This is a genomic window from Nonomuraea rubra (assembly GCF_014207985.1).
GTDB classification, from domain to species: domain Bacteria; phylum Actinomycetota; class Actinomycetes; order Streptosporangiales; family Streptosporangiaceae; genus Nonomuraea; species Nonomuraea rubra.
Window position 1 is genome coordinate 8,908,373 of record NZ_JACHMI010000001.1, and the last position, 12,288, is coordinate 8,920,660.

At 69.1% G+C, this 12,288-nt stretch carries 10 protein-coding genes; 3 read left to right on the forward strand and 7 right to left on the reverse strand.

Going from position 1 to position 12,288, the window contains the following annotated elements; genetic code table 11:
• Positions 1-230: 230 nt before the first annotated feature.
• On the forward strand, positions 231-785 hold the full coding sequence (locus HD593_RS40540; protein ID WP_185107552.1) for a TetR/AcrR family transcriptional regulator: 555 nt from the start codon (positions 231-233) through the stop codon (positions 783-785).
• Here HD593_RS40540 and HD593_RS40545 read toward each other — a convergent pair.
• The gene (locus HD593_RS40545) at positions 766-1,002 is read right to left on the reverse strand and encodes a hypothetical protein (protein WP_185107554.1); all 237 of its coding nucleotides are present in this window, start codon (positions 1,000-1,002) and stop codon (positions 766-768) included. The two genes, HD593_RS40540 and HD593_RS40545, sit on opposite strands and share 20 nt — an antisense overlap.
• A 184-nt stretch (positions 1,003-1,186) precedes the next feature.
• Between HD593_RS40545 and HD593_RS40550 the strand changes: the two genes are divergently transcribed.
• Both HD593_RS40550 and HD593_RS40555 read left to right on the forward strand, forming a co-directional pair.
• Positions 1,187-2,539 carry a flavin monoamine oxidase family protein gene (locus HD593_RS40550; RefSeq protein WP_185107556.1) on the forward strand — a complete coding sequence of 451 codons (1,353 nt, stop codon included), beginning with the start codon at positions 1,187-1,189 and terminating at the stop codon, positions 2,537-2,539.
• 666 nt (positions 2,540-3,205) lie between these two features.
• A complete protein-coding gene (locus HD593_RS40555; RefSeq protein ID WP_185107558.1) occupies positions 3,206-3,442 on the forward strand; it encodes a hypothetical protein in 237 nt (78 codons plus the stop codon).
• A gap of 244 nt (positions 3,443-3,686) precedes the next feature.
• Here the strand turns inward: HD593_RS40555 and HD593_RS40560 are convergent, their stop codons facing one another.
• The 6 genes from HD593_RS40560 to HD593_RS40585 form a co-directional block, all read right to left on the reverse strand.
• Positions 3,687-4,553: a mycofactocin-coupled SDR family oxidoreductase gene (locus tag HD593_RS40560; RefSeq protein ID WP_185107560.1), complete on the reverse strand. Its 867-nt coding sequence runs from the start codon at positions 4,551-4,553 to the stop codon at positions 3,687-3,689.
• Positions 4,554-4,807: 254 nt separating this feature from the next.
• Complete coding sequence (locus HD593_RS40565; RefSeq protein ID WP_185107562.1) at positions 4,808-6,304, reverse strand: flavin-containing monooxygenase; 1,497 nt, start codon at positions 6,302-6,304, stop codon at positions 4,808-4,810.
• Positions 6,305-6,341: 37 nt separating this feature from the next.
• Positions 6,342-7,217, reverse strand: coding sequence for an alpha/beta fold hydrolase (locus tag HD593_RS40570; RefSeq protein ID WP_185107564.1), 876 nt, complete (start codon positions 7,215-7,217; stop codon positions 6,342-6,344).
• Between the two features lie 23 nt (positions 7,218-7,240).
• Positions 7,241-8,602: an MFS transporter gene (locus HD593_RS40575; protein WP_185107566.1), complete on the reverse strand. Its 1,362-nt coding sequence runs from the start codon at positions 8,600-8,602 to the stop codon at positions 7,241-7,243.
• 257 nt (positions 8,603-8,859) lie between these two features.
• Positions 8,860-10,449: a mycofactocin dehydrogenase MftG gene (gene mftG, locus HD593_RS40580; RefSeq protein WP_185107568.1), complete on the reverse strand. Its 1,590-nt coding sequence runs from the start codon at positions 10,447-10,449 to the stop codon at positions 8,860-8,862.
• 12 nt (positions 10,450-10,461) lie between these two features.
• Positions 10,462-12,042, reverse strand: a complete 1,581-nt coding sequence (locus HD593_RS40585) for an acyl-CoA synthetase (protein ID WP_185107570.1) — start codon at positions 12,040-12,042, stop codon at positions 10,462-10,464.
• Between the last annotated feature and the right edge of the window lie 246 nt (positions 12,043-12,288).

Here is a 12,288-nt window from a genome sequence, read left to right on the forward strand (position 1 = left end):
GGATGACGTCACGTCCGCCTTCGCACGGTTCGAGTCCGGCGTCCGGCCCTTCACCAGAACGGCACAGAGCATCACAGCGCGGACCGCGGGGCTCAGCACCGGGGACGCAGCGCCACCATCCCGGCGACGCTGACGAGGTTCAACAGCCGCAGGCGGGCCATTCGCCTGGTCGCGTGGTGGCCGAGCACACTGGCCCCGAGAGATGTCACTACTGCACGTGAGAGAGACTGATGGGACGCACAGCAGGACGAGGGCCCGAAGACACCAAGCGCTTGATCCTGGACGCCGCAAGGGGCGTCGTCGTGTCGCAGGGAGCCCGGGCGACCCTTGACGACGTGGCAGTCGCGGCCGGCCTGACCCGCGGGGCGGTGATCTACCACTACAGCTCGAAGAACGCGCTGTGGATCGCGCTGGCCCGCGACGCGATTGCCCAGTTCCACCAGGCAGTGCAGGACCGCGTCGAGGACGGCCGGGCGCCTGGCCGTCTGGCACGCGCCTTCATCCGTGCGTCGCTGGAGGGCGACCAGATCGACGCGGTCGGCGAGCGGTTGTTCCTCCTGGCCGCCCTCGCGGCTGCCCCTGGTGTCCCCGAGCTCGTCGCCGAGGACGGGGTCCGCTGGAAGGCGGAGATGGCCGAAGACGGACTCTCCCTGGGAGCACGGACCGTCATCCTCAACGCCGTCGACGGCGCCGGTTTGATGACGGGATGGGGGCTCAAGCCCGACCGCGCGGAGCTCGTCGCCCTGCGCACCGAGCTGGAGAACCTCACCACTCCCGGCTCCTAACACCGCTTCGGGCGCATCGACGACCTCCGTTCGGCGCCGCCGGTGCCGCGAGGTCCGGCCTGTTCGCTCCTCTGGCGATGACCTCGTGCACGGCGGGCCGTGACCGGTTGATGCGGGCGCGGAAGAGCCACTGTTCGGCCGCCGCGTCCAGCAGCGCGTGGCCCAGGATCGTCATGTCCATCGTGCGCCTGAGCAGGCTCGCGCCCGGCACGGCCACGGCACTCACCGTCGGCCGAGCGACATGTCTGCGCTGTGGAGGGGCTGGCGACCGGGCCGGTTGTCCCCATGGGTTCTCCCCATCATCCGTACCGACGAGTGAACTCACCGAGTTGGAACTGTACTGACTTGTCAGTACAGTAACTGGCAGAGGCCGGCAGGCCACACACGAACGGAGCGCGAACATGAACAGTGCCAGTACCCGATCCACCGACGTCGTCGTGGTCGGTGCCGGACTCGCAGGGCTCACGGCGGCGGATCAGCTCGCCCGAGCCGGGCATGACGTCGTCGTCGAGGGTCGCGATCGCGTCGGCGGACGTATCCGCAAGGCCGAGATCGCGGGTGTCTCCGTCGATGCCGGAGCGACGTGGGTGGCTCCGGGCCACGCAGCGGTACGCGATCTCGCGAGCCGGCTCGGCTGCGAGTTCATGCCCCAGTTCCGCCCTGGCAAGGGGGTCCTCTCCTTCGGGGGCAGGCGCAAGATCGACGGCCTCACCGCCCTGGCGCCCTGGGTGATGCTCGACGTCTGGCGCATCTTGAGAGAGCTGCAGAAGATGGTCGACGACCTTCCCGTCTCATCGCCTTGGGAGCACCCCCATGCCGCGCGGCATGACTCGATGTCGCTCGGCGAGTGGCTGACCGCGGAGCACGCCCTGAAGGACACCCGGAAGTTCTTGAATGTCCTCAGCCTGGTGCATTGGGGTGCGCCCGTCGGCGAGGTGTCGCTGTTCAACGTGATGCGCTACATCAAGACCCTGGGCGGCATCGAGCACATGCTCTCCGTCGAGGGCGGTGACCAGCAGGACCGCGTGCTGGGAACGACGTACACGCTGGTCAGCAGGCTCGCCGACACGCTGGAGTCCCCCGTGCTCGTCGACTCCCCCGTAGAGCGCATCACCACAGTCGGTGAGCGCGTCACCGTCGAGACCAGCAAGCACACCATCGAGGCGCGGTACGTCATCGTGACGGCGTCGCCGGCACACCGCTCGACCATCGAGTTCACGCCCGCCCTCCCGGAGCCCCACTACGGGCTCTCCCGCAGTTGGCGGCTCGGAGCGCTCAGCAAGGCCTTCGTCGCCTACGACCGCCCCTTCTGGCGAGACGAAGGCCTGTCGGGAGAGGGAATGTCCGACGACGAGACCGTCTTCCTCACCTTCGACGTCACCCCCGCCGCCGGCAGCCCCGGCATCCTCATGGTGTTCTGTGACGCACGCGGGTTCGACGCGTACGACAAGGACGAGCGACACCGCCGCGTCGTGAGGCAGCTCACCCACATGTACGGTGAGCCCGCGCGCCACGCCATCGACTACACCGACTTCTCCTGGGGCAACGACACGTTCGCCCCCGGCGGGCCGAATCCGGCGGTCGGGCCGAAAGCATGGACGACATTCGGACGGTTCCTTCGCGAGCCGGTCGGGCTGGCGCACTGGGCCGGCACCGAGACAGCCGATGAGACGTCGGGAACCATGAACGGCGCGATCCTGTCGGGCCGGCGGGCAGCAACCGAGGTGGCCGCCCGTCTGGACGCCGGGAAGTGACCACGCCCACTCGGATCGGTCCGCGGCGGCCCCGCTCTCCTACCTGCCGCTCTTCCTCGCCGGACGGGGGCGCATGCCGTGCTCGCGATGGCCGGTGCCACGATCATGCCCTTCACCCTGACTCCGATCCGAGTCCTGATCCCAACAGCCAGAGCGCCAGCCCTGCCACAAGAGTTATCGAGCCGGTGACAAGCGTTTTACGGGCTGAGGCCATGAAGAATCCTTTCGAGGGATTTGGTCGGGCCAAGTCTTCGAAACACCCCATTCAGGCGCTGTCCGCACGGCCTCCTGCCATCTGAGGAATCGAGCTACATCCTTTGGTTGACACCGTCTCACCCCGTGATTCGGCCCCCAAGCGGTCCTTAGCCGCGAAGTCCTTCGTCCACCCGGCCGGAGCCGGCCGAAGCCCGAGTGCGCCGATTGCGGCACATCGGTGTGACCGCCGAGGAGACCGCCACTGCACAGATACCGGATATCACGCAACTACCGCCGATCTTCATCAGCCACCCCCGACGCCGAACGCATCCTGCTGTCCCGCTGCCCCGCCATCCAAGACGCACCACCGTTTCTTGATCACGACCCGGCCACTGCTGACGGGCGAGGTCAGCCTCCTGGGCGCGGGCCACGCCAGGCGATAGGTGCTGCAGCGGTTCGACCAGCGGGGGTGTGCTCCCGCTGCTCCCCGGTCAGGGCGCGGACGGGCTCGGCCTGACCGGCCGTGAGACCATCACGGTCTCCGGGCGGGCCGCGCTCGACGGACCGGACCGCCCGCCCACGCTCACCGTGGCCGCCGACGCCATCACCTTCCAGGCCCGCCTCCGCCTCGACACCGCCCGCGAAGCCGCCTGCTACCGGCACGGCTGCATCATGCCTTACGTCCTGCGCCACCTACTGGCGGATTGAGGTTCCCTGTGGAAGGGGGCCTCCGCACCCGGCCGCATGTCCCACTGCCTGTTCTGATTCGCGCAGGACGACGCCGCCGTGCGGACCCGAGGCCATCCACCGCACCCAGATCTCGTCTCGTGAGCGGGCGGACTTCGACAGGACGTGGCAGGCCCGCGACGGTGCTGGGGCCTGCCTGACGACCGGGGCGATGCTGTTGAAGTGCCACGCTGGCGCCTCGCGTAAGGGAGAACCCGTCCGTACGTCAGTCTTCGGCGGACGGTATGACCGCGCCCAGGTTGGTCCGCGAGAGGACGGAGTGGCCTGCATCCACGAAGAAGTGCTGGCCGGTGACATAGGCGGCCAGGTCCGAGTTCAGGAAGAGCGCCACCCTGGCGGTCGACTCCGGCTGCATCATGGGCATCGGCAGCGCGTTGAAGTAGTAGCCGGCCTGGTGCATGTGCTCGACGGTCCCGCCCTCGTGGCCGGCGTAGCGGTCCAGCATGCCCTGCCACGAGGTCATCTCGCTGGCGATGAAGCCGGGCTTGATCGCGTTGCAGCGGATGCCGAAGGGCGCGACCTCCACCGCCACGTTCTTCATCAGGCCGATGACGCCGGCCTTCGCCGCCGTGTAGTGCGCGATGCCGGGGTCGGGGTCGTCGGAGTTGGACGAGGCGGTGATGACGATGGAGCCGCTCTTCCGTTCGATCATGTGGGACAGGACCGCCTTGACCGAGCGCCATACCCCCGTGAGGTTGACGTCGATCATGTCCTGCCAGGTCTCGTCGTCCAGCTCCCAGACTTTCCCCTCGGTGAGGATGCCCGCGTTGGCGATGAGGCAGTCGATCCTGCCGAACTCGGCGATGCCCTGGGCGACGGCGTCGTCCAGCGCCTGCTGAGAACGCACGTCCGCGACGAACGGCAGAGCACGCCGGCCCAGATCCTCGACGAGGCGAACCGTCTCGGCGAGGTCTTCCTTGCCTGCCAGGTCGTACGGCACCGTCCTGATGGGAGCGTCGATGTCCGTGAGGATGACGTCCGCGCCCTCCTGTGCCGACGCGAGAGCGTGGGCGCGGCCCTGTCCGCGGCCTCCGCCGGTGATGAACACCACTTTGCCGTCCAGCAGGCCCATGAGCGTCTCCTTATACGTGAAGTTGGGGCACACCTACTTTCCTGGGCCATCAGCGCGGCCCCATAGGAAATCCGCGCCATGCCATCGCCGCGAGACGCCACCTCGACCCAGAGCTGCCGGCTGAAGCCTGCCGTTCGGAGCGTGGAGTGCGCCGTTGAACTCGGCGCCCCGGACGGCAGGCGGTCGATCGGAGGCTGCGGACTCCGATCGACGTTTCGGAGGGGCCCAAAGCCGGCTTCCCGTGCGGTGTTCCGTCAGACGCGCAAGGCCCGCTCGTCCCCGTCGTACGCGGCCGGGTCGAAGGGCGCGCACTCGTCCCGGAAGCGGTGGGCGAAGTCCGGCCAGGACAGCGTCGCCCGCCCGTTGCGGGGGTCGAGGTACCAGCTGCTGCATCCGCCCCGGATGATCACCGTTTCTGCGGCCACCTCGTCCAGGCGCCTCGCGAAGGCGTTCTCGATCTCGGAAGAGACCTCCAGGACCCGCCCGCCGTGCGCGGAGCGCCAGTCCAGCGCCGCGAGCAGGTGGTCGACCTGGGCTTCGATCATGTAGATGACCGAGTTGTGCCCCAAGCTGGTCCCCGGCCCGTTCAGCAGGAAGAGATTGGGAAACCCGGCCGTGGCGATCGAGTTGTAGGCCTGCATCCCGTTCGACCAGTGGTCGGCGAGGGACCGCCCTGCACGTCCGAAGATCCGGTACGACGACGGAAGGTCGTAGGTCTCGAAGCCGGTCGCGACGACCAGGACGTCGAGCTCGAACCCCTGTCCGGAGGCGCTGAACGCCGTCGAGCCCGCCACCCGTTCCAGGGCTGCCGCTTCGAGGTGCACGTTGGGCTTTTGGACGGCCGGATAGTAGTCGTCGGACAGCAGGACCCGCTTGCAACCGATCGTGTAGTCGGGGGTGAGCGTCGCGCGCAGCTCAGGGTCTGGGACCTGCTTTTCCAGATGGCTCAACGCCTGCCACATGGCCTCGGCGAGGAAGTCGTCGACGAGACGACGGGCGGCGAACCGGGAGTCGTTGTACCAGAACAGCATCTCCCGCATCTCCTCGACCGTGCGCTGATCACGGCGGAAGAGATTCTTCTCCGCTTCGGAGAAGTCGCGGTCCCGGCGCGGCTGGATGTAGGGCGCCGAACGCTGGAACACGACCAACCGCTCGGCGATCTCCGCGAGCTGTGGAACGATCTGGATCGCCGAGGCTCCGGTCCCCACCACGCCGATGCGCTTTCCGTCCAGCGGGAAGTCGTGGTTCCAGCGGGCGGAGTGGAACAGCTCGCCCGTGAAGGTGTCGAGGCCCGGGACCTCTGGAAGCTTGATGTCCGTCAGGTGTCCTGTCGCGGCGACCAGGACGTCACCGTGGAACTCGCCCTGCGGAGTCCGGACCGTCCAGCGGTGGTCGGTCTCGCTCCAGCGGGCCTCGAGCATGTCCGCGCCGAAGCGCAGGTGCGGCTCCAGGCCTTCCTCCCGGGCGGCCGTGCGCAGGTAGTCCCAGATCTCCTGGCCGGGCGCGAACATCCGCGACCAGTCGGGGTTGGTCCGGAAGGAGTAGGAGTAGAGCGGCGAGGGAACGTCACATGCGACGCCCGGGTAGGTGTTGTCCCGCCACGATCCGCCGACGTCATCGGCGCGTTCCAGGATGACGAACGAGGTCTCGCCGCGCCGGCGGAGCTGGATGCCGAGGCCGAGGCCGGAGAAGCCGGCGCCGACGATGATCACTGAAACGTCGCGCAACGCGTCTGGGGTGGAGGTGGGCACGTCAGGCTCCTTCGAGGAGAAGTACGGAGGGATGCGGTCAGGGGCGACGGGCCGGCAGGGTCGCGCCCGCGGGATACTCGTTCGGGTCGGCGTTGAACGCGGCGATCAGGTGGACCAGTTCGGCGGGCCGCTCGACGACCATCGCGTGGCCGGAGGTGATCTCGGTGTACCGGGCGTCCGCGATGGCGCCGAAGAGCCGCTTGGACTGCCTGAACGGCGTCATCAAGTCGTCCGTGCCGGCCACGATGAGGGTGGGACAGGTGATCTTCGGCGCGATCTCCGTGAGATCCACGTGCCGATTGATCTCCATCTGGGCCGCCATGACGTCGTCCGTACGGAAGCTCGCGACGAGAGCTTCGATCTCGCCCTCGCTCAACATCGCCAGGAGAGGTGCGCTGAAGGCGCAGAAGGCCTGGTAACGCCGGAGCGCTGCGGCGTCCGACTGCCGCAGGGCGTGCCAGACATCGTTGCGCAGCCTCTGCTGCGCGTCGGTCTTCAACCAGCCGGCCATCAGGACCAGCCCGCCCACCAGGTCCGGTCGGGCGCCGGCGGCCGTGGCGGCGACCACCGCACCGAGCGAATAGCCGGCGAGGGTCACGGGGCGGGCGGGCAGGACCTTCTCGATCACCGCCTGGACCTGCTCCGCCATCCGGGCCGTTCCCTCTTCCGGCGGGCCCTGCGGCGTGGCCAGGTCCACCGCCACCACTCTCTGCCTGGCCGCCAGCATGGGGAACAGGAAGCTGAAATGGCTGCGGGTGCTGCCCCCGGTCCCGTGGACCAGCACGATCGGAGGAAAATCGCCGCGCTCCTCGACCGAGTCGAAGAAGTTCACCTCAAGGTCACCGATGTGAAGTGAACCGTGGTTCTCGCTGACGCCTCCGGCGGTCGCCGCAAGCGTGTTGGCCGTTGACATGGCTCTCCTTACCGGGTTCATGGTCACGTTCTGTTAGGGGAGGTCCTGACGAGTGCGGCCGCCACGGCGGCTGCGGCGAAGAAGACGGCTCCGAGCAGGAAGATCTCGTTGTAAACGCCCTCGAGCGGCACTTCGATCGGCCCTGTAGCGGTGACGACCGTCTTGATGTCGCTCACCATCAGAGCCCCCACGACCGCCGCCCCGACGGCTCCGCCGATGGTGCGGGTGATCGAGTTGATCGAGTTCGCGACTCCGGTCTCTTCGGGCCGCACATGCGCGACGAGCAGCACCGGCATCGAGGCGTAGGCGGCGGCGATGGCGAGGTCGCCGATCACGATGGCGATGACGACGTCGGCGGTCGTGTCATGCCGGAACGTGAACATGAGCATCGCCCCGAGACCGACGAGGCCGCCCGACACCAGAACGATCTTGGGGCCGAATCGCTGGACCAGCGAGCCGAGGACGGGACCTGCCAGGATGGCGGCGATGGCGCCCGGCAGCATGTAGACGAACGCCGTCCTGAGGCCGTCCGCGGCGAAGCCGTATCCCGAGCCGGCCGGCGCCTGTACGAAGTAGGTGGCGCCCATGTAGAGGATCAGCATGGCGAGGCCGACGCAGAAGCCGGCGACGTTCGCCGCCAGCACGGGGCCCTTCTTGAGCATGCCGATGGCGACCAGGGGATGCGGCGATCGGGCCTGACGCCATACGAAGGCGCAGAGTGCGAACGCCGCGATGCCGAAGAGCCCGAGCACGAGGGCCGAGGCCCAGCCCCAGCGTTCTCCTTGGGAGATCGGCAGCAACAGCGCCGAGAGGCCCGACGCCAGCAGTGCGGCGCCTGCGTAGTCCACCCGTCCGCCCGGCCCGCGCCGTCGTGGAAGCCGCGTGGCGAGCAACAGGACGAGGCAGCACAGCACCACGCTGAGCCAGAAGATGCGGCGGTAGTCCGCGCCGTTCAGTGTCAGCAGCCCGCCCGCGACGAGGGCGAGACATCCGCCGACGCTCATCGCGGACGCGGTGATGGCCATCGAGCCGGCCAGCCGGTGCGAGGGCATCTCCCGGTGGAGGACGCTCATGGAGAGCGGGAAGAGACCGAGGCTCACGCCCTGGAGCGCCCGCGCCAGGATCAGCAGTCCCACGCTGTGGGTGAGGGCTCCGAGCAGGCTGCCGGCCAGGGTCACGGTCAGCACACCGACGAAGGCCACCTTGTGGCCGTAGACGTCCCCCAGCCTGCCCATCAAGGGGGTCATGGCGGACGCACTCAGCAGGACGACGGTGGTCGCCCACGCCACCGTGGCGGGCGAGGTGTTCAGCTGGGCGGCCATCAGCGGCAGGGCCGGTACCACGGTGCTCTGGATCATCGACAGGAGGAACCCGGCGCTGGCCATGGTCAGCAGGATCAGCCGAGGAGATCCGTCTTCTGGGCCTTTCCTGCCACGCCTGGGCACGACACCACCCGGGACGGGCTCCTCCGTATCCGTTCCTCTGGCGCCGCTGTCGTCAAGCACTCTCGGTCCCCCTCCGTTGTCGGGCGTGGGCGAACCTCGGCACCGCCCGACATACGCCGAAAAGTCTGGTTGTTGCGGCGATCTACGCATTGCGTCTGCGTGCCACGGTGTCGGCGATGTGCGCCGTTCCCGAGTTCTCAGGCCAGCGCTGCCGCGATCACCTCTCCCACCAGCACGGCCGAGTTCGCCGGGCCGCGCAGGGGGGCGGTCGGCAGGATCGAGGTGTCCGCGACGGTCAGATCGGCCACTCCGTGCACCGCGCCGCAGCCGTCCACGGCCGCCGCCGGATCGCCGGAGCGGCCCATCGGGACCGTCCCGCAGGTGTGCTGCGACGTGCCGAGCCGGGTGGCGACCCACCCGTCGAGTGCGGTGTCGTCCAGGCCCGCGGGCTCGGCCGGCCCGGCGGTCAGCTCGGCGAACGCGTGCGATCCCACGATCGCCACGGCGGCCCTGACCGCTTCTCGCATCCGCCGCCGATCCTCCGCCTCGGCGAGATAGCGGTAGCGGATGCGAGGCGGGGTGTCCGGGTCGGGCGAGGTCGCGCACAACCGGCCGAGCGCCCGGGGAGTCTGCACTGAGACGAGGAGCGCATGGGGCGCTCCCGGCACCGCCGTCTCACCCCGGACGAGGCCTGCCATAGGCACGAGCGACTGAAGGATCTCCAGGTCGCCGGGCTCGCCTCCGTCCGAACTCAGATGGAGCGCACCGCCCAGCCAGCTCTCCTCAGGCTCCGGCAGCGGACGGCTCGGCGTCCAGTCCACGACGACCTGCGGATGGTCGCTGAAGGCTGCGCCGATGGCGGGGAGCTCATGGACGACCTCGATCCCGGCGGCGGCCAGTACGCCGGCCGGGCCGATCCCCGACACCTGGAGCAGGTGCGCGGAGCCGAACGCCCCGGCGCACAGAACGACCCGGCCCGCCTCGATCACCTCGGCACGGCCGTCCCGGACCGCGAGAACGCCCGCCGCGCGCAGGCCACCCGGTCCTCGCCGCAGCACGATGGAGCGCACGGTGCAGTCGCCGTGCACGGTGAGGTTCGGGCGGGCCAGGACGCCCAGGAGGTAGGCGGCCCCGGTGTTGATCCGGACGCCGCCGTCCGCGTTGACGGGGACCGGCCCGAACCCCGGCGGGCCCTGGGCGTTCTTGTCTGCTTCCGCGGCGTGGCCCAGTTCCCGTGCGGCCTGCGCGAAGGCGTGTGCCGCGGGGTGGGTGAGGGAAGTCCGCCGGACCTTGATCGGCCCGGTCCTGCCGTGCAGGTCCGGATCTCCCATGTCGAGATCGTTCTCCAGCCGGCGCAGCAAGGGCAGCGCCGCCGCGTAGGACCAGCGGGCATCTCCGGACGCCGCCGCCCAGCGGGTGAAGTCGGCCTCCCGGGCCCGGATGAAGTAGCCGCCGTTGACGGTCGTCGAGCCGCCGAGCACCTTGCCGCGTACCGCGAGGTAGGGCCGTCCTGGCGTGAGCTCTGCCGGATAGACGTTCGTGGCAGGCAGGTCAGGCCGTGCGCCGGGCACCAGCCGCGCGTCGAGCAGGCCGGCGGGAAATCCGCCGGCCGGGACCGGCCCTGCTTCGAGGACCAGCACCGACCGGCTGGGATCGGCGCTGAGCCTCGCCGCGAGCACCGCACCGGCTCCGCCGGCGCCGACGATCAGCACGTCGGGACGGCTGCCGGGCTCGCGGGATGACCCATGCAGGCCATTCCCTTCCTTGGCCCCCGAGGCGTTCGACATCGCAGAACCGGATCAGCCGAAGACGGAGGCGGCCCATTTGTAGTCGGGTTTGCCGACGGCCGTGCGCTTGACCTCGGTGACGAGCTTGAGCTCGCGAGGCAGCTTGAAACCGGCGATCCTGTCGGCCAGGAACGCGTGGAGATCCTCCAGGAGGATGTCCTTGCCGGGATGAGAGGAGATCACCGCCGCGACCTTCTGGCCGAACCGCTCGTCGGGCACACCGATGACGATCGCGTCGCAGACATCGGGATGCTCCTTGAGGGACGCCTCGACCTCCTCCGGAAAGATCTTCTCGCCGCCGCTGTTGATCACCAAGGAGCCGCGGCCGAGCAGCACGATGGTCCCGTCAGGCTCGAGGGTGGCGAAGTCTCCGGGGATCGACCAGCGGGTGCCTGCGCTGTCGGTGAAGAAGGTGGCCGCGGTCTTGACCGGGTCGTTGTAGTAGCCCAGGGGGATGTGCCCGCTGCGCGCCAGCTTGCCGATCTGACCGGGTGCGACGACGCGCAGATCGTCGTCGAGTACGGTGCAGTCGGGGCCCATCGTGAACCTCGCGGTCCCGGTGCTCCTGCCCGCGGCGGAGGCGCCGCCGACCCCGGTCTCCGAAGCGCCGTAGTTGTCGACGAAACGGACGTCGGGCAACTGGTCGCGAAGAGCGTCGCGGACGGCGGGGGTCAGCGGCGCTCCACCGGACGAGAGCGCGTACAGCGAACCGGTGTCATGCCGGCCCTTGGCCAGCTCCGAGGCGATCGGGCGGCCCATGGCGTCACCCACGATCATCACCACGTTCGCCCCCTCCGCGCACAGCAGGTCCAGTGCCTGCTCGGGATCGAACGCCCGCTCGGTGTAGAGCACGACCTTGGCCCCGATGAACAGGCCCATGAGCGTCATCCACTGACCGGCCCCGTGCATCACGGGCGCGCAGTTCAGGATGACGGTGCCGGGTTGGTTCGCGGCTTCCGCGATCTCAGCGGGGCGGGATATCGGGGTGTTCCCGGAGCTGCCGCCTCCGAGCGCGCCGAAGAAGATGTCCTCGCAGCGCCATTCCACGCCCTTCGGGTAACCCGTGGTGCCGCCCGTGTACATGATGTAGCGGTCATCGCTGGAGCGGGGCGGGAAATCGTCGGCGGGCGAGGCCGCCGCGAGGGCCTCCTCGTAGGGCACCGCGCCGGGGATCGTCTCCTCTCCCCCGTCCTCGATGACGATGACGTGGCGCAGCTTCGGCAGTTCGCCGCGGACCTCCTCGACGCGGGCCAGCAGCGAGCGCTCCCCGATGATCGCGACGGAGTCGGAATCAGCCAGGACGTGCCGGAGCTCGGCCGCGACGTAGCGGTAGTTGACGGGGATCGGCACAGCTCTGATCTTGTGTGTCCCGAACATCGACTCCAGCCACTCGGCCCTGTTGTACGCCAGGATCGCCACGTGATCGCCCGGCTCGATGCCCACCCGCTCCAGGTGATGGCCGACCCTGCTCGCCCGCGCGTTCAGGTCGCCGTAGGACAGCCGCACGTCGCCGGCCACCAGCGCCGGCCTGTCCGGGTCCGCTGTCGCGAGGATCTCCAGGAGGTCGGCCAGGTTGTAGGTGCGCTCGGTCAAGGGGGGCTCCTCGTCTTCGTTCCGGGCCGCTTCGGTGGGGTTCGAGGTGGTGTGAGGACAGCGTCGCGGTCACCATCGGCAGTTGACTTGCCGGTCCGTGCCGACCGGTGGAACCTCAGCGTCATTCGCTTCCCAAGGTGCCGCGACTTGTCGCATGCGTGCGATCCGATGGCGCTGTAAGCCAATAAGCATCGCTCTGCTCGCGCGCAGAATCACCTACGACAAACTCTCCATCGGGGGGCCGTC